At 66.6% G+C, this 17804-nt stretch carries 11 protein-coding genes and 5 pseudogenes; 8 read left to right on the forward strand and 8 right to left on the reverse strand.

The annotated features are described in order from the left end of the window. Window positions 1–77 precede the first annotated feature (77 nt). From GE300_RS21095 to GE300_RS21110, 4 genes and pseudogenes are all read left to right on the forward strand, one after another. Window positions 78–1448: pseudogene (locus GE300_RS21095) on the forward strand (phage tail protein); the annotation flags it as partial. A gap of 9 nt (window positions 1449–1457) precedes the next feature. Further along, window positions 1458–2534 (forward strand): DUF2793 domain-containing protein, encoded by a 1077-nt coding sequence (locus GE300_RS21100; RefSeq protein ID WP_154449499.1) that lies wholly within the window; start codon window positions 1458–1460, stop codon window positions 2532–2534. 20 nt (window positions 2535–2554) lie between these two features. Next, entirely contained in the window at window positions 2555–2842 is a 288-nt protein-coding gene (locus tag GE300_RS21105; protein WP_023851444.1) for a DUF6127 family protein, read from the forward strand. A 73-nt stretch (window positions 2843–2915) separates the two neighbouring features. Then, window positions 2916–3383, forward strand: a pseudogene (locus GE300_RS21110) (YcbK family protein); the annotation flags it as partial. Between the two features lie 23 nt (window positions 3384–3406). Here the strand turns inward: GE300_RS21110 and GE300_RS21115 are convergent. The 8 genes and pseudogenes from GE300_RS21115 to GE300_RS21150 form a co-directional block, all read right to left on the reverse strand. Continuing rightward, a complete protein-coding gene (locus GE300_RS21115) occupies window positions 3407–4567 on the reverse strand; it encodes a Gfo/Idh/MocA family protein (protein ID WP_154449501.1) in 1161 nt (386 codons plus the stop codon). Window positions 4568–4758: 191 nt separating this feature from the next. After that, window positions 4759–4863 (reverse strand): annotated as a pseudogene (locus GE300_RS21120) (sugar phosphate isomerase/epimerase); the annotation flags it as partial. Window positions 4864–5194: 331 nt separating this feature from the next. Beyond that, the gene (locus tag GE300_RS21125; protein WP_154449503.1) at window positions 5195–6244 is read right to left on the reverse strand and encodes an ABC transporter ATP-binding protein; all 1050 of its coding nucleotides are present in this window, start codon (window positions 6242–6244) and stop codon (window positions 5195–5197) included. Window positions 6245–6254: 10 nt separating this feature from the next. Next, window positions 6255–7286: a zinc-binding dehydrogenase gene (locus GE300_RS21130; protein ID WP_154449504.1), complete on the reverse strand. Its 1032-nt coding sequence runs from the start codon at window positions 7284–7286 to the stop codon at window positions 6255–6257. Between the two features lie 21 nt (window positions 7287–7307). After that, window positions 7308–8126 (reverse strand): carbohydrate ABC transporter permease, encoded by an 819-nt coding sequence (locus tag GE300_RS21135; protein WP_154449506.1) that lies wholly within the window; start codon window positions 8124–8126, stop codon window positions 7308–7310. Then, entirely contained in the window at window positions 8123–8983 is an 861-nt protein-coding gene (locus GE300_RS21140; protein ID WP_233417272.1) for a carbohydrate ABC transporter permease, read from the reverse strand. The genes GE300_RS21135 and GE300_RS21140 overlap by 4 nt, the downstream gene beginning before the upstream one ends. A 77-nt stretch (window positions 8984–9060) precedes the next feature. Then, window positions 9061–10371, reverse strand: a complete 1311-nt coding sequence (locus GE300_RS21145) for an ABC transporter substrate-binding protein (RefSeq protein WP_325063347.1) — start codon at window positions 10369–10371, stop codon at window positions 9061–9063. A 37-nt stretch (window positions 10372–10408) separates the two neighbouring features. After that, window positions 10409–11230: a sugar phosphate isomerase/epimerase family protein gene (locus GE300_RS21150; protein WP_154449512.1), complete on the reverse strand. Its 822-nt coding sequence runs from the start codon at window positions 11228–11230 to the stop codon at window positions 10409–10411. 271 nt (window positions 11231–11501) lie between these two features. Between GE300_RS21150 and GE300_RS23800 the strand changes: the two genes are divergently transcribed. The 4 genes and pseudogenes from GE300_RS23800 to GE300_RS23945 all read left to right on the forward strand — a co-directional run. After that, the gene (locus GE300_RS23800; RefSeq protein WP_154449514.1) at window positions 11502–13274 is read left to right on the forward strand and encodes an ABC transporter substrate-binding protein; all 1773 of its coding nucleotides are present in this window, start codon (window positions 11502–11504) and stop codon (window positions 13272–13274) included. A gap of 193 nt (window positions 13275–13467) precedes the next feature. Continuing rightward, a pseudogene (locus GE300_RS21160) lies at window positions 13468–14498 on the forward strand (IS110 family RNA-guided transposase). A 680-nt stretch (window positions 14499–15178) separates the two neighbouring features. Next, window positions 15179–17481 (forward strand): annotated as a pseudogene (locus GE300_RS21165) (baseplate multidomain protein megatron); the annotation flags it as partial. Between the two features lie 10 nt (window positions 17482–17491). Then, a partial coding sequence (locus GE300_RS23945; protein WP_233417273.1) for a hypothetical protein occupies window positions 17492–17804 on the forward strand: 313 nt, incomplete at its 3' end.

Here is a 17804-nt window from a genome sequence, read left to right on the forward strand (position 1 = left end):
CGTCGTCCATCCCGTCGCTCCTTCACTGTAGAAGGAGCCGTCAAATCTGAAAGTGCGAAAGATTCTTTACGTTATCGGAGACGGAGCTGCCGCAGGCGCTGAAATGGCAGGTCGCCCGCGCCGACGAGGATTATGACGCGGCCCTCGTCGAGGCCCGGCGCATCACCGTGGACACGACGCGGATCGCGTCCGAGTCCTTTCCAATGGCCGTGCCGCCCGAGGAGGCCGAGCGCCGCTGCCGCCGCGCGTTGATGGACGCATGGGTCGGGCGCGAGACGGCGGCATTCCGACTGCCGCCCTCGCGGCTCGCGCTCGATCCGGCCGACGCGATCCGCCTCGCCCATGACGGGCGGCTGGTCGATCTGCGGCTCGTCTCCATCGCCGACGCCGAGGCGCGCGGCATTGAGGCGGTCCGCCAGGATCGCGCGACCTACGATCTGCCGCCTGGCGATCCCCGCGCCGCGTCACTGACGCGGGCCGTGGTGTTCGGCGCGCCGGATGCGGTGCTGATGGACCTGCCGCAGCTGACCGAGGACCAGCTGGCACACCGGCCACTGGTCGCCGCGCACGCCGTTCCCTGGCCGGGTGAGATGGCGGTGTTCCGCAGCCCTTCGACGGACAGGTTCGAGTTGCTAACCACGTTCGGCAGTCGCGCCCAGATCGGGGTGCTGGTCTCCGACTTCTACCCGGGCCCGACGTCGCGCTTCGACCTCGGCAATGCTCTGGTCGTCGATCTGCTCACCGGCACGCTGGAGAGCGTCACCGACCTGACCCTGTTCGGCGGGGCGAACGCGCTCGCGATCGAGAGCGCGCCCGGCGTCTGGGAGATCGTGCAGGCAGGTGCGGCCGAGCTGCTGGCGCCCGGCCGGTATCGGCTCACCCGGCTCCTGCGGGGCCAGCGCGGGACCGAGGGGGCAATGAGCAACCCCGCGCCGGCGGGGGCGCGGGTGGTGGTGCTCGACGACAGCCTCGCAACGCTGCCGATCGCCGAGGCGGATCTGGGCATCCCGTGGAACTGGCGCATCGGTCCGGCCAGCCGTCCGGTCAGCGACGAGACCTATGTGGCGCAGACCTTCACGCCCGCGGGCGTGGGGCTGCGGCCGTTCTCCCTCGCGCATGTCGAGCAACCGTGGCGCGCGCCGCGCTCGCCCGGCGATCTCACCATCCGCTGGACACGCCGGTCCCGGGCACTCGCGGCCGACAGCTGGGGCGGGCTCGAAGTGCCGCTGGCCGAGGAGCTCGAAGCCTACGAGGTCGAGATTCTCGACGGCGCCACAGTGAAGCGGGTGCTGAGCACCGCCACCACCAGCGCGGTCTACACCGCCGCAGACCAGACCGCCGATTGGGGCGCGCCGCTTGAGCCCGGCGACACGCTCGACCTCCGCATTTTCCAGCTCTCCGCCCTTGTCGGGCGGGGCGCGCCCAAGATCGTCACGCTCACCTTCTGAGGCCATCCCATGTCCGACGCCACGACCCATCTCCTGCTGCCCTACATCCTCGCGGCGCAGGCCCAGAAGCATGTCACCCACAATGAGGCGCTGCGGATCCTCGACGGGCTCGTCCAGCTTTCCGTGCTCGACCGGAATCTGACGGCGCCGCCCGGTTCTCCCGCCGATGGCGACCGCTACATCGTCGGCTCGGGCGCGACGGGCGACTGGGCGGGCTGGGACCTGAACGTCGCGCTCTGGACCGACGGCGCCTGGCTGCGTCTGCCGCCGCGGACGGGCTGGCGCGCGTGGGTCGAGGACGAAGGGCTCCTGCTGGTCTACGACGGCGCGGGCTGGATCGGCACGACGCCCGCGGCGCTGCAGAACATGTCGCTGCTCGGGCTGGGCACGACAGCGGATGCCTCGAACCCATTCTCGGCCAAGCTGAACGCTGCGCTCTGGACGGCGAAGACCGTGGCCGAGGGCGGCACCGGCGACCTGTTCTACACCATGAACAAGGAGGCGGCCGGCGACGATCTCGGTCTGACCCTCCAGACCAACTTCGTGACCAAGGCGCTGGTCGGGCTGTTCGGCTCAGACAGGTTCCGGCTCGCGGTCTCCGCCGACGGCAGCACCTTCTTCGACGGGCTGAGTGTGGACAACGCCACCGGTATCGTCGATCAGCCGCGGCTGCCACGGTTCAAAGCATACACCAACTACGATAACTATGTCGGCGTGGGGACCTGGACGAAGATCGGCCTCAACAACACCGACTACAACGATCAGGGGGCGTTCGACGCCGCGAATAACCACTTCGTGGCGCCGGTCGACGGCACCTACCTCTTCGGCGCGACGCTGCTCTACAAGATCAACGCCAGCGCCACGGCCCGCATGCGCGGGCGGCTGGTCCTGAACGGCTCCACCGAAATCCGCGGCTCCCTCGGCGAAATCTCCGCCACCCACGTCTCGCTCGCCACCGCGATCTGGCTGCAGACCATGGTGCCGCTGACGGCGGGCGATACCGTCGAGCTGCAGGGGTATTTCCGGGTCGCGGACGGCTACTTCGCCGCCGATCACACGTCCTTCTGGGGCTGCAAGATCGGCTGAGCGGCGGAAGGAGGATCCCGATGACACCCCCCCGATCCGAGGGCTTCGTGCGCATGCCCGACGCCGAGTTCGAGGCAATCCTGACGCGGGCGGCCGAGGAAGGTGCGAAGCGCGCGCTGGCCGATGTCGGCCTCGACGGCGACGAGGCCGCGCTCGACATCCGCGATCTGCGCTCGCTCGTCGACTGCATCCGGCTGGTGCGCCGCACGGCGATGCAGACCGCCGTGCGCATGATCACCACCGGCGTCATGCTGGCGCTGCTCGCCGGCATCGCCATCAAGCTCAAGATCTTCGGCGGCGGCCCGTAGTCGCTCAATATCCCAAATCATCAGCCCACCATCACCCGCCCCCGAGGCGGTTTTTTTCGTTTCGGAGGACCCCATGACCACGACCTTCCACCGCCATTGGCGCGACGTGCCTGAGAGCGCCTGGCGCTGGCCGAATTTCAGCCCGGCCGAGATCGCCTGCCGGGGCACCGGCAAGCTGCTGATCAACGAACCCGCGCTCGACAAGCTGCAGGCGCTGCGTGACCGGCTGGGCAAGCCGCTGATCGTCCGCTCCGCCTATCGTAGCCCCGAGCACAACCGCGCCGTCGGCGGTGCGACGCGCTCGAAGCACCTCGACGGCGCCGCCTTCGACATCGCCATGGCGAACCACGATCCGGTGGCGTTCGAAGCAGCGGCGCGCGAGGTCGGGTTCCGTGGCTTCGGCTTCTATCCGCGCTCGGGATTCATCCATGTTGACCTAGGCCCCGCCCGCCAGTGGGGCGAGCGGTTCCCGGTCCGGGAGACTGCCTTCGCCGAAGAAACGCCACCAGCGCGCGAGGTTTTGGCCGAAAGGCGGTTGCTGGTCACGAAGCCATGAACCGGGATTCAAATCTCAAGCGCGACCCAGTCCCCGTTCTGGCGCGACGACCGAACGCAAGCGTCCACGAAGACGAGTCCGGCCAACCCCTCGGCCGTGCCGGCGTATTGGACCTCCGCCGGCACCGTTTGCCCCTTGTGGTGTGCCTCGATGGCGGCGGCGGCCTCGCTGTATAGGTTGGCGAATGCCTCAAGGTAGCCTTCCGGATGACCGGCCGGGACGCGGCAGAGCCGCCCTGCGGCCGCGCTCGACCCTGCGCCGGCCCGGGTGAGCCGACGCCCCGCGGCGCCGTAGGGCCTGTGCCAGAGGACATTAGGATCTTCCTGCGACCAGTCGAGCCCGCCCGCTGTACCGAACACTCGCAGCCGCAGACCGTTCTCGCAGCCCGCCGCGACCTGGCTGGCCCAAAGCATCCCGCGCATCCCACTGTCGTACCGCATCATCACATGTGCGTTGTCGTCTAGCCGGCGCCCCGGGACGAAGGTGTGCAGGTCCGCCGAGAGCGCGGACGGGATCGCCCTAGTCACTGTACAGGCAAGGTTAAATGCATGCGTGCCGATATCCCCGATGCACCCTCCGGCGCCGGATTGTGCCGGATCGACCCGCCAGGCCGCCTGCTTGGCTCCGGACTGCTCGACCGGTTCCGTCAGCCAGTCCTGCGCGTACTCCACCTGTACCAGCCGAAGGGCCCCGAGTTCGCCGGCTGCGACCATCTCGCCTGCCTGACGGATCATGGGATAGCCGGTATAGGTGTGGGTCAGAATGAACAGAGCATCCGATTCCGTGGCCACTTTCGCCAGCGCGCGCGCTTCCTCCAGCGTCGCCGTCATCGGCTTGTCGCAAATTACGTGGATGCCGCGGGTCAGAAATTCCCTCGCGGCTGCCGCGTGCAGGTGGTTCGGCGTGACGATCGACACTGCCTCGATGCCGTCGGAGCGGGCGGCCTCGCATTCGGCCATTTCCGCGAAGCTCACGTAGACCCGGTCTGGGTCCAGCCCTAGGTCCGCACCCGAAGAGCGGGATTTCTCGGCGGACGAACTGAAGCAGCCAGCAACCAGCGCGTAGCGGTCATCGAGCCGCGCCGCGATGCGGTGCACCGCGCCGATGAAGGCGTCGCGGCCGCCGCCGACCATGCCCAATCGAATCCGGTCGGTTCCCTGCCTTTCCATCGGTCCTGCCCTCCTACTCTAGGAATTTTCTTCCGGGTCACGCCTCGGGCGGGACGGTCCTCAAAGCCACCAGCTTCGTCGCCGCACCATCGCCAGCCCTGCCGTGAGGTCGGCTCAGAGCCCAAGCATGCGCCGGTTGGCCGCGTCGTCTGCGCCGCTGCCCGCGAATTCGTCGAAGGCCTTCTCCGTTAGCCGCAACCGGCGGCCCATCTGGTGATGCTGTCGAGCGAATTGAACGGCGCCTCGTCGCCGGCAAATTGGGCCAGAAGCAGCGCCGACCCCTTCATGGTCTTCATGCCGTCTCCTCTCTTTCCAGGTCTCTTGTTCGGCCGGCAGAGCCGGGCGGCTCGCTCAGCATGGTTAGATGGCGGGTCTCCACCGGCCGGGCCAGCAGAACGCCCTACCGGTCCGAACAGCGTTTGCAGATGCAGGTGCATGAGGTCCGCCTGGCAACCTCAGTTCTCGCAAGAGACGAACACGTCGGGATCGCCGGCATCGGCCAGGGAGTCATCGTTCAGGCATCCCTATTCCGCCCGGGTCGGACCCCGAGGTCCGACAGGATGGGCTGCAACTCCGTCCGCGCCTCCGGCTTGGCGACGACGGTGCCTGCGATGGTAGCGTCCGGGATCATGGTTCTGATCCGCGGGCGCTGTCATGACCGGGTGAAGCCCGTACGGCCATTGCGCGGCCGGCTACGTCGAAGCGATGGATCCGCCCGGCGACCGGGGAGACTGAGACGTCGGCCTGAGCGGGCAGGTCGGTCTCCCCGTCAAGGCGCACGGTCAGGGGCTCTTCCTTGCCGATGTCGACGTAGAGGAAGCTATCCGCGCCGAGTCGCTCGGAATGGACGACGCGTCCTTTCCACTCGCCACCCGAGGAACTGAGTCTCAGATGTTCGGGCCGCACGCCGATCGTCTCGGCGCCGTAGCGGGCGGCGTGGTCGCCTTGGAGGACGTTCATCGTCGGGGAGCCGATGAACTGCGCGACGAACAGGGTCGCGGGCGAATGGTACAGCTCCATCGGGGCGCCGACCTGCTGCACTTCGCCGTCCTTCAGCACCACGATCCGGTCCGCCATGGTCATCGCCTCGACCTGGTCATGCGTGACGTAAATCATCGTCGTCCCCGGCAGGTCCTCCTTCAGCCGCGAGATCTCCAGCCGCATCCGCAGCCGCAGCGCGGCGTCGAGGTTGGAGAGCGGCTCGTCGAACAGGAACACCTTCGGATCGCGCACGATCGCCCGGCCGATCGCCACCCGCTGGCGCTGGCCGCCGGAAAGCTCCCGGGGCCTGCGGTCGAGGTAGGCCTCCAGATGCAGCATCTTCGCCGCCGCCTCGACCAGCCTCTTGCGCTCGGCCTTCGGGCGACGGGCGATCTTCAGAGAGTACCCCATGTTCTGGGCGACCGTCATGTGCGGGTAGAGCGCATAGGTCTGGAAGACCATGGCGATGCCGCGCTTCGACGACGCCACCTCGTTCATCCGTTGCCCGTCGATCTCGAGGCTGCCCGACGTGATGCTTTCGAGCCCCGAGATCGCGCGGAGCAGCGTGGACTTGCCGCAGCCGGACGGGCCGACGAAGACGACGAACTCGCCCGACCGGATCTCCAGGTCGACGTTCTTCAGGACGGCGGTGTCGCCGTAGCTCTTGCAGAGACCTGCGATGCGAATGTCGGACATCGGCACGGCCTCAGCGCAGGAAGACGGCTTTTTCCGTCTCCCGGTTGTCGAACATGCGGAATGCCGTCTCGGCCTCCGCCAGGTCGAAGGTGTGGGTGGCAAGCCGTTCGAGATCGACGTTGTGGGTCCGGATTAGCGTGAGGATATCGTCGTACTCGTCGATCGCGAAGTACCAGGACCCGAACACGGTGAGCTGCTTGCGGATCATGTGGTCCGAGGTGCGGATGCGGGTCTCGGCGTTTTCGCCGACGAGGGCGACCCGGGCCATCGGCGCGGCACAATCGAGCGCCATGTCATGCGCGGCGGGCTGGCCGGAACAGTCTATGGCGCCCGTCAGCCCCTCTCCGCCCGCGAATTCGCGGATCTTCTCGGCCGTCTCCTTGTCGCGGGGATCGAGGACGAGGTCGGCCCCGAGGTCCTGCGCGAACTTGCGCCGTTCCTCGATCGGGTCGAGCGCCACGACGCGACCGCCCATCGCCTTGGCCGCCATGGTGCCGGCTGCGCCCATCGGTCCGAGTCCCCAGATGCCGATGGTGGACAGGCCGGTGACGCCGACCTTGCGGCATGCCGAGAACAGGGTGCCGAAGGCGTCGGTCGAAATGGCCGCCGCAAGGTGGGACATGCCCTTCGGCGTCTTGAGGAGGTTCCTGGCCGGCACCTTCAGGAATTCGGCGTTGCCGCCGTCCATCGTGAAGCCGAGGCACTTCCACTTGCGGCACAGATAGAAGTGTCCGGTGCGGCAGTGCTGGCAGGCACCGCAACCGACCCCAAGGTAGACGGCCACGTTGTCGCCCTCGGCATACTCGGTCACCGCCTCGCCGACCTTGACCACGGTTCCCGCGGGTTCGTGACCGCAGATGAACTGGTTGCTGTCGCCGCCCGAGATCACCGCATTGCCGTAGTAGAGCGACAGGTCCGAGCGGCAGATGCACGAGGCGTGGATCTCGACCAGCACCTCGTCGGGACCGGGATCGGGCACCATCACGGTGCGAACTTCGACTTGCTTGTTTCCGGGAAGGAATACCGCGGTCATCTTGGCCATTTGGGGGTCTCCGGGTTCGGGTTATTTCACGGCGCCGGCCGACAGGCCGCGCACGAAGGAGCGCTGGAGGAGAAGGAACAGGAGCACCAGCGGTGCGAAGGCGATAAGACCCGCCGCGGCGATCCCGCCATAGTCGACGCCGTAGCGCCCCTGCAGGCTCGCCGCGCCGACGGTGATCGGCTTCAGCGTCTCGGTCTGAAGCACGACGAGGGGCAGCAGGTACTCCTGCCACGAGAACAGGAACACGATCAGCATCAGCGACATCAGGCCGGGTCGGACGACGGGAAGCACGACGCCGACGAAGGTCCGGATCAGGCTCGCGCCGTCCATCGTGGAGGCCTCGATCAGTTCGTCCGGGACGTCCTGCATCACGGTGCGCATCATGAAGACGGAGAACGGCGTCAGCAGGGCAGCCTGCGGCAGGATCACGCCGAGCCGGCTGTCGATCATCCCGAGCGCCTGGAGGTTGCCATAGAGTGCTACGATGACGGAGGGCGCGGGCACCACGAGTCCAGCGAGGAACAGGGCGAAAAGCGCCTCGCGCCCGCGAAACCGCACCTTCGCGAAGGCGAACCCGGCCAGGGGTGCCGTCAGCAGGACGATGATGGTGACGCTGAGCGAGATCACCATCGAGTTCCAGAAATAGGTGGAAAAGCCGCTTTCGGACCAGACCCGGCGGAAGTTTTCGAGGTTGAACGGCCAGGGCAGCGACAGCGGACCGGAGAACAGGTCCGCCTCGCTGCGCATCGAGGCCAGAACGACGAGGTAGACCGGGGCCAGCGCGTAGATCGCGAAGACGGCGAGGACCAGGGTCTGGATCGGGCGGGTCGTGGTTTTCATTTCGACCTCAGCAGCCAGAAGCTCAGGGACGCGAGGCTGAGCACGATGATGAGAAGGACGACCGACAGCACAGCGGCGTAGCCGAAGTCGCCGACGAGGAAGAAGGTCTTGTAGACATGCGTGGTCAACACCTCGGTGGCGTAGCCCGGACCGCCCTGCGTGGTGACCCAGATCAGGTCGAAGAAGCGCATCGCCTCGATCGCGGCATAAAGCCCGAGAAATAGGGTCGAGTTTCGCAGCAGCGGAACGGTGATGTCGCGGAACTTGGCGCCCCAGCCCGCGCCGTCGATATCCGCCGCCTCGTAGAGCGACGGGTCGATCGACTGGATCGCCGCGAGGTAGATCACGACGCAGAAGCCGAAGAATGTCCAGGCGCCGACCACGTTGAGCGACAGGAGTGCGGTGGACTCCTCGGCGAGCCAGGCGTGGCCGAACTGGCCGAGGCCCATGGCCTCGAGACCGTAGTTCAGCAGACCGAAGATCGGGTTGTAGATCCAGCCCCAGATGATCCCCGCGACGACGAGCGGTATGGTGCGCGGGATGAAGTAGATCGCCGCCAGCGCCCGCACCGTGTTCGGTCGCCGCTCGGCAAGGATCGCCGAGAGCAGCAGGCCGGCCAAGAGCGGAAATGCGAGCGTCAGGACGACCCAGATCGCGTTGTGCCACAAGGCGGCCCAGAAGACGGTGTCGGATCCCAGGCGCGCGAAGTTCGCCAGCCCCACGAATTGGTCGAGCCGACCGCCGTCCCACGAAAAGAAGCTGTAGCCCACCACCTGCGCGATCGGCACGGCCACGAAGGCGAGGTAGAGGATGAGTGCGGGGGCCAGGAACCAGTAGGCGGTGCGGGGCGAGTGCATGGGTTTCCTCGTACGGGCGAAAGATCGCGGGCGGGCGAGAGTTGGCGGGCCGGTCGTGCCGGCCCGCCGGTGAAGGTTCAGGGGACCCAGCGCTCGCCGTTGGCGATCGCGGTCTCCCAGGCGGTCTGCATCGCTTGCAGGAACTCCTCGGGCGTGGTGTCGCCGCCGGCAAGGCGCTGCAGTTCCGGGTAGAGGACCTGAGTGACACTTTCGGGCAGCGTCGTGTGGAGGTCGTAGAAGTTGGTGTCCGGCGTCGCGAGTCCCTGCTCGAAGAACGAATGGACCACGGGGTCGGCGCCCCATTCGCTGAGTTCCTCGGGCGTGGTGCCGATCGGCACGGTATAGCCCTTCTGCACCCAGATCTTCCGGCTGTCGTCGCTGACGAGGCAGTCGAGATAAGCCGCCGCCGCATCCTTTGTGGCCTGGTCGGCCGTGGCCGAGAGCTGCCATTGCGACCCTTCGCCCCACATCGTCCCGGGCTTGATGTCCTCGGCGATCGGCGGCAGCATGAAGACGCCCAGGTCGATCTTGCCCGAACCGCGGATCATGTCCTGGATCACCCAGGTGCCCGTTATCGTCATCGCGGCGCGGCCCGACAGGAAGAGCGCGTTCGCCTCGTCATAGCCGACGCCGTTGAAGCCGCGCGGGAACCATCCGTTGTTGGCCCAGTCCTGGAACACCGTCGCGGACTTGAGGAATTGCTCGTTCGTCCAGGGCGTGTCGCCGAAGAAGACCTGCTCTTCGGTCTGCTTGCCGGCGGTGAGACCAAGGATCAGCGAGAAGGTGTTGGTGGCCGGCCAGCGGTCGCGGTTCCCGAAGGCGATCGGCACGATGCCGGCCTCCTTGAACGCGTTCGCCGCTGCGACGAATTCGTCGTAGGTCGTGGGCACCTTTATGCCTTGCTCTTCGAACAGCGCCTTGTTGTAGTAGACCCCCATCAGGTCTTGCTCCATCGGCAAACCGTAGATGTGCCCCTCGTAAGAGTTGCGGCCCCGATAGAAATCGTTGACGTGCTTCCAGCCGTACTTGGCATAGTAGTCGTCGAGCGGCGCCAGCGCACCGATCCGCGCGTAGCCTGCGAGCACCGAAGCGGCAGGCCAGGTATATGCAAGGTCAGGCGTCTTTCCCGCGGCCACGGCAAGCCGGTAGCTGTCGCGGATGCCGATCGACGGCGCGACGGTCCGCAGGACCTCTGCGCCGCCGAGCGCGGGCGCGCAGGTCTTGATCAGTTCGTCCATCGCGGGTCCGGCCGCGGTGATGCCGGCCTGCGAGAACTGGTCCCATTGCGTGACGACCGTCTGGGCCGCGACCTGGCCGGCCGAGAGGCCGATCGTAGCCAAGAGTGCAATTCGCTTCATCTGTCCGTCTCCCTTCTTGGTTTCGTCCACTGCCGCCTCCCCCGGCGCGCAGGGAACGGATGTGATCTCAAATGATGGTCTTGAGGTAGGTGAGCGCGCGCCGGGCCAGATCGTCAGGCTCGACATTGCGGCGGTTGAAGCCGATCTCCATCGTGAGATAGCCCTCGTAACCGTTTGCCTTCAGCGCCTCGATCAGCGACGGGTAGTCCACGACGCCGCTCCCCGGCGGGTCGCGGTTCACGTCGGCGAGGTGGACGTGCTTCAGCCGCGACCCGAGGCGGTGGACATAGTCCGTGGGCACTTCGTTGCGGTAGAGCGTGTGATAGGTGTCGAACATCGCCGCGACGTTCGGGCGTTCGACCTGCTCGATGATCTGGATGACGTCGTCGCAGCTGTCGATCAGGTTGCTGTCGGCCGAGGTCGGCTCAACGGCGACCGTCAGGTCGCTGCCGGCGTGATCGGCGATCTGTTTCAGGGCGGTGGCGCTCCAGTCCCAGGCCTGCCTGCGGTCGGTGCCGAAGATCTGCCAGCCGGCGACATACATCAGCGTGGGCGCGCCCCAGGCGTGACAGAGATCGGCGACCTTCTTGTATTGGTCGATCGCGGCCGCGCGCTCGGCTGGGTCGGGCGAGGCGACGTTGAACCCGGGGCCACCGCCAGGGGCAGGCAGCATCGACGAGCAGGCAATCCCGTTGTCGTCGAGCAATCCGCGGATCTCGGCGATCCGATCGCGGGTGAGGTAGTCGGGAAAGGCATGCGGCGCGGCAGCGCCGATCTCGATCCCGTCGTAGCCGATGCGGGCGAGCCGGCGGATGACCTCGTCGAGCGGGTAGGCCGGGACCCAGACCGGAAAGCTCGAATAGACCCAGGTGTTGAATGACAGTTTCATTCCTGCTCCTCTCAGGCGGCAAACGGCTGGGCGTGCTCCCCGGGGAGGAGAGCCGCCTCGAACGCGCCCTTGGAAGGCCGCTTGTGACGTCTGCGTCGATGCGATGCCGTGACAATATCGATCCGCCGCGACGAGCATACCCCTCGATTCGTCCAGAATGGACACGTGGCCGCCATACAAGTGCGTTGCCTGCGTCCAGAATGGACCGATAGCATGGTCGGGCCGGACAGGCTGAACCCGATCAGCTTGTCCGATCTGGACGGAGGCTAATGTGAAGAAGGTCAGGATCGCGCCCGCTGCCGGAACTCTTCCGCCCGAAGGACCCTACGAGATCGACGGCACGCTGGAACCACAACGTGTCCGAGACGAACAGGTGCGCTTCGCCGAATTTGTCGGCCGCTTCCATTCCGAAGCCGAGAGCATTCTCAAGCTCGGCGCCGGACAGCGCGAGATGCGGATGGTCCTTCACCTGGTCACCTCGCACTTTGATGGCAACCTCGTGACCACCTCGTCCCTCGCGGCGGCGTCCGGCATGTCCTACGGCACCGCCCTTCGCGCCATCGACGCGATGACACGGCGTGGCATGATCGTCCGGCGGGAGCGGACGGCGTCAGGTCGATCCCATTCGCTTCATCCGTCGAGCAGTCTGCTCCAGCGCTGGCGCGAGTTTGCTTTTCGCGGCGAGAAGCTGATGAAGAGCGCGCTGCGAGACGAGCCACCGGCACGGGCGCAACGCAGCCGGTCGGGCGATGCGTTGCTGCCGCCGCCGGCGGTGCTCACCTCGAAGCTGCAGCTTGGAAAGGGGTTGCGCGTCCTCGTGCACTCCGATCCGACCTTCATGGCGATGCTGAATCTCAAGCGGCAATTCGAGATGATCCTCGGGACCAGCATCGAAAGTCGCGCCCATTCGATCGACCGCCTGCGCGAGGAACTGATCCGCAACAGCGAGCGCGCGGTCTCCATGTACGACATCGTCGCTGTCGATCTGCCCTGGATCGGAGAGATGGCGGAGGAGGGGCGGCTCCTGCCGCTCGACCGGCTGTTGGAGGACTCGGACTTTGACCAGTCCGACATCTATTCCGACGCGCTCGCCAGCTCACGCTGGAAGGGGCGGCAGTACGGAGTCCCCATCATGGTATCGGGAGAACTGCTGGTCTACCGCACCGATCTGCTCGAAGAAGCCGGTCTCGCTCCCCCGCGAACGACAGACGAGCTCCTGGAGGTGGCTCGGGCGCTCCACCAGCCGGCGGCGGGACGCGCCGGTATCGCCTGGAACGGCGGCCGCGGGACGGCTCTCGGCCACACCGTGCTGATGCTCATGGCCGCCTTCGGCCAGTCAGTGCTGGATCTCCCACGAACGGAGGAGGGCTTCGACTATGCCGCTGTCGAGGGCGCATTGCTCCGTCCGATGTTCGACAGCGAGGCCGCAGCACGGACGGCGGAGTTCCTGCTCAGCCTGCGTGAGGTCGCGCCGCCCGACGTCCTACGGATGACTTGGTATGACCGCGCGAAGGCGTATGCCGAGGGGCGGACTGCGATGGCTTACTCCCACTCCCTGCTGGCTCCGGTCTACGAGCTCGACCGGTCATCGCCTGCGTACCGCAAGACCGGCTACGCGGCGCACCCGACGTCCGCCGGCAGTCGCCCGATCGTCCCCATGGGTGGCTACTCGCTGGCCATCCCGTCGAACATCGCCGCCAGGAGGGTCGATGCGGTCTGGCAGGCGTTGCAGGCGATGACGACTGCGTCGGCGGCCAAGATCTACATGACCAACGGAAGCCTCGCGAGCCCGCGGCGCTCGGTCAGCCTTGACCCCGAGGTCGCGGCCCTGTCGCCGATGATTGCGACGGTCGACGAGATGGAGGCCCGAGGCTACCTGAAGATGTGGCCGCGCGCCCCGCTGCCCGGGATTGCCGAAGTCATAGCGATCGCGGGCGAGGAGTTCCACGACATGCTGCTCGGGAAGCAATCGAGAGCCGAAGCGACCCGCGCGGCCCAGCGGCGTGCCGTGGATGCCTTGGCAAAGGTACGGCGGCAAGACTAGCGCTCACCTGTAGGCGCGTGAGAGAAGAACAGGCCGTGATCCTGAAGAACGGCTCTCTATTTGCCTACACGCGGGTCCATGAAATTCACTAGTCTCGTTTCCGGAGATGGGGTGGATGCCGCTCTCTCCCCAACGGCGTCGCGATGCGCCAAGCTTGTGATGCTGAAGTCACAAGGGAAACGAGAGGGCATCCATGAAGGAAGTTGGCATCATCGGGGTCGATCTGGCAAAGAACGTGTTCCAGCTGCATGGCGCGGCCTCGGACGGGTCGGTCCTTTTCCGCAGGAAGCTGTCGCGGCCGCAGTTCCAGCGATTCATGGCGGAGCATCCGCAGTGCCTCGTCGTGATGGAGGCCTGTGGCGGCGCGCATCACTGGACCCGCGCGTTGGAGGGGGCTGGCCACGAGGTCAGACTGATCGCTCCGCGCTATGTCAAGCCGTTCATCAAACGGCAGAAAAACGACGCTGCAGACGCGGAGGCGATTGTGGAAGCGGCGCTGCGCCCGACCATGCGCTATGTCGAGCCGAAGACCGGGGACCAGCAGGCGCGGTCCATCCTGTTCCGCACCCGCGAGCAGTTCGTGAAGCAGCGCACAGAAGCGGTCAACGCGCTGCGGTCGCACCTGTACGAGTTCGGCTTCATCGGCCCGAGGGGATCGGCTATCTCCCGCGTCTCGGTGCCGTCCTCGAGGATCCGAACTCGGATTTGCCACCGCTCGCCCGGGAAATCTGTCGTGAGTTGCTGGACCAGATCATGCATCTGACTGGCCGGATCAATGCCATGAAAAAGAGAATCGACGCGATCGCAAGGGAAGGCGAGACATCCCGCCGCCTTCAGACCATGCCGGGTGTGGGCCCGATCAGCGCATTGGCCGTCGAGACCTTTGCACCTCCCATGGAGCAGTTCAAACGCGGTCGCGACTTCGCAGCGTGGTTGGGGCTTGTGCCGCGACAGGCCTCGACCGGCGGCAAGCAGAAGCTCGGGAGAACCTCGAAGATGGGCCAGCGTGATATCCGCCGCCTGCTGATCACCGGCGCGATGGCCGTGATCCGCTGGGCGCTGCGCCATGGCGCACCGAGAAATCCCTGGTTGGCGCGCCTGCTGGAACGCAAGCCGCCGATGTTGGCCGCCTCGGCGCTGGCCAACAAGATGGCGCGTGGCATCTGGGCGATGCTGACGCGGGGCGAAGACTATCGCGGCCCGGAGATCGCAAGAGCTGCCTGATCCGGCGGCACGGTTCGAACCGGACCACCAAGTTGTGAGGAAGACATGAACTGCATGGGCAAATGATCGACATGATCCGGGTTGGGCGAACCAGAAACCTTCTCCGAGCCTCGAGCTCGCTCTCAGAGATCTGGCCCCGGTCCGCGCATCACCATCTCGGCCAGCGGCATCTATCGGGCCGCACGAACAGGCCTGACAAGAGTCCGCACTCGATCACATGTCTAAGGCTCGGAAATTCCTTGCAAATGAGAGCGGCACCCACAAGAGAAGGTTGGACCGCAGTCCCTTTCCCTCCGCCACTTGCCCTCGCGAAAGCGTTCTCCCGATCCGGCTGTGGCCGGATTTTTCCGTTGTATTCGGGGGTTATGCGGGAGGGGCTGTTAACTGGCCCACGCCCCGAAGGGCGCACACGCGTTCTCTCCGGGCCGGTATTCTCCGGACCTGTTAACCGCCGCGCTTTCGGTGAACAGCTTTAAGTTATTGCTTTCAAGTGATCTTTCGAAGTCCGTGATGCACGCGATTTAGAAAATCCATCTGGATGGCGGATGGAACAGAGATCGAACGCCGCCCGTTGCGCGCTGGTTCGGCTGCAGCTGGGACCAATCTCACCCCAGCCGCTGTTCGTGCTTTGTGCTGAGTCAACCGCGTGTTACCGTTGTGAAAAAGTGTGAGGCGAGCAGTTGGACGCCTTCCTGATCGGCACCGAGATGCCGGGACTGACCACGATCCGCTCGGGCGCGTCCACCTATCCTGCCGTGCAGGCCTATCGGGACCTGCTTGTGGATGTGCGGTCGATCCTCGGGTCCGGGACCAAGATCGGATACGCGGCGGACTGGTCGGAGTATTTCGGACACCAGCCGGGCGATGGCAGCGGCGACGTGTTCTTCCACCTCGATCCGCTCTGGGCCGATCCGGAGATCGATTTCGTCGGCATCGACAACTACATGCCGCTGTCGGACTGGCGCGACGGCTTCGAACATGCCGACGCTGCCGAGGGCTGGCCTGCGATCTACGACCGGGCTTATCTGCAGGCGAACATCGCGGGCGGGGAAGGCTTCGACTGGTTCTATGCCAGCGCGGCGGACCGCACCGCGCAGATCCGGACGCCGATCACCGATGGCGCGGCGGCCAAGCCGTGGGTCTTCCGCTACAAGGATCTGCGCGCCTGGTGGTCGAACGCGCATTACGACCGCCCCGGTGGCGTCGAGAGCGGCGCGCCGACGGCATGGACGCCGGAGTCCAAGCCGATCTGGTTCACCGAGCTGGGCTGTCCCGCCATCGACCGAGGCACCAACCAGCCCAACGTCTTCTTCGACCCGAAGTCGTCGGAGAGCTTCACGCCGCATTTCTCGCGGGGCTGGCGCGACGACGCGATCCAGCGCGCCTATCTCGAGGCGACGTATCTCTGGTGGGGTGAGGCCGCCAACAACCCGGTCTCCTCGGTTTACGGCGGCCGCATGGTGCATGTGCCGGAATGCGCCGCCTGGACCTGGGACGCACGGCCCTATCCGTTTTTTCCGGCGCTGACCGACGTCTGGACCGACGGCGCGAACTGGCGGCTCGGCCACTGGCTGACCGGTCGGCTCGGCGCGGTGTCGCTGGCGGCCCTCGTGCGGCACCTCTGCCTGCGGGCGGGGCTGCCCGAGTCCCGGATCGATGTCTCCGGCCTCTGGGGCGCGGTCGAGGGCTACGCCATCACCGCGCTCGAAAGCCCGCGCGCGTCGATCACCACGCTGTCGCGCCACTTCGGCTTCGACGCCGTGGAGACCGAGGGCGTGATCCGCTTCGTCATGCGTGGCCGGGCCTCGGTCGTCACCCTCGCGCCCGACGATCTTGTGGCCCCGCGCGAGGGCGACGTGCTGGAACTGACGCGCGGCCAGGAGACCGAGCTGCCGCAGGCGCTCAAGTGGCAGGTCGCGCGCGCCGACGAGGATTACGACGCGGCCCTCGTCGAGGCGCGGCGCATCACCGTGGACACGACCCGGATCGCCTCCGAGTCCTTCCCGATGGCGGTGCCGCCCGAGGAGGCCGAGCGCCGCTGCCGCCGCGCGCTGATGGAGGCGTGGGTGGGGCGCGAGACGGCGGCATTCCGATTGCCGCCCTCGCGGCTCGCGCTCGATCCGGCCGACGCGATCCGGCTCGAGCATGACGGGCGGCTGGTCGATCTGCGGCTCGTCTCCATCGCCGACGCCGAGGCGCGCGGTATCGAGGCGGTCCGCCAGGACCGCGCGACCTACGATCTGCCGCCCGGCGATCCCCGCGCGGCATCGCTGACGCGCGCCGTGGTGTTCGGCGCGCCGGACGCGGTGCTGATGGACCTGCCGCAGCTGACAGAGGACCAGCCTGCACATCGGCCGCTGGTCGCCGCGCACGCGGTTCCCTGGCCCGGCGAGATGGCGGTGTTCCGCAGCCCCTCGACCGATGGCTTCGATCTGCTGACGACGTTCGGCAGTCGCGCCCGGATCGGGACACTGGTCTCGGACTTCTTCGCGGGGCCCACCTCGCGCTTTGACCTCGGCAATGCTCTGGTCGTCGATTTGCTGACCGGCACGCTGGAAAGCGTCACCGACCTGACGCTGTTCGGCGGGGCGAACGCGCTGGCCATCGAGAGCGCGCCTGGCGTCTGGGAGATCGTGCAGGCGGGCGCAGCGGAGCTGCTGGCGCCGGGTCGGTATCGCCTGACCCGGCTCCTGCGCGGCCAGCGCGGGACCGAGGGCGCCATGGGCAACCCGGCGCCCGCGGGCGCGCGGGTGGTTATGCTGGACACTGCGCTGGCCTCGCTGCCGATCGCTGAGGCTGATCTCGGACTGCCATGGAACTGGCGCATCGGCCCGCCACCACCAGCGCGGTCTACACCGCCGCAGACCAGACCGCCGATTGGGGCGCGCCGCTTGAGCCCGGCGACACGCTCGACCTCCGCATTTTCCAGCTCTCCGCCCTTGTCGGGCGGGGCGCGCCCAAGACCGTCATGCTGATACTCTGAAGGCCATCCCATGACCCATCCGTGGCTTACGATCAGCGATTGCCCGGTCAGAGCGTTGGTCGGAAATGCGGCGAAGAGATGCGCGATCTCCGCCACATCCTCGACAGTTGTGAATTCGCCGTCCACCGTGCCGCCCAGCATCACCCTCTTGATGACCTCCTCTTCTGAAATACCCAGTTCGGCGGCTTGTTCGGGAATCTGCTTGTCCACCAGCGGTGTGCGTACAAAGCCAGGACAGATCACGCACGCTTCCGTAATGGGCGTAGTGAAGTCAACAATCTCGTTTCCAAGCAAATACATTGACTTGCCTTCCGGCCGGACAT

Source organism: Halovulum marinum (genome assembly GCF_009697225.1).
Lineage (GTDB): Bacteria > Pseudomonadota > Alphaproteobacteria > Rhodobacterales > Rhodobacteraceae > Halovulum > Halovulum marinum.

Excerpts from the sequence above, each read along its gene's own strand:
- GE300_RS21100 (WP_154449499.1), top strand. The coding sequence starts at position 1,458 with ATGTCCGACGCCACGACCCATCTCCTGCTGCCCTACATCCTCGCGGCG.
- GE300_RS21135 (WP_154449506.1), bottom strand. The coding sequence starts at position 8,126 with ATGAAAACCACGACCCGCCCGATCCAGACCCTGGTCCTCGCCGTCTTC.
- GE300_RS21130 (WP_154449504.1), bottom strand. The coding sequence starts at position 7,286 with ATGGCCAAGATGACCGCGGTATTCCTTCCCGGAAACAAGCAAGTCGAA.
- GE300_RS21105 (WP_023851444.1), top strand. The coding sequence starts at position 2,555 with ATGACACCCCCCCGATCCGAGGGCTTCGTGCGCATGCCCGACGCCGAG.
- GE300_RS21150 (WP_154449512.1), bottom strand. The coding sequence starts at position 11,230 with ATGAAACTGTCATTCAACACCTGGGTCTATTCGAGCTTTCCGGTCTGG.
- GE300_RS21115 (WP_154449501.1), bottom strand. The coding sequence starts at position 4,567 with ATGGAAAGGCAGGGAACCGACCGGATTCGATTGGGCATGGTCGGCGGC.
- GE300_RS21125 (WP_154449503.1), bottom strand. The coding sequence starts at position 6,244 with ATGTCCGACATTCGCATCGCAGGTCTCTGCAAGAGCTACGGCGACACC.
- GE300_RS21140 (WP_233417272.1), bottom strand. The coding sequence starts at position 8,983 with ATGCACTCGCCCCGCACCGCCTACTGGTTCCTGGCCCCCGCACTCATC.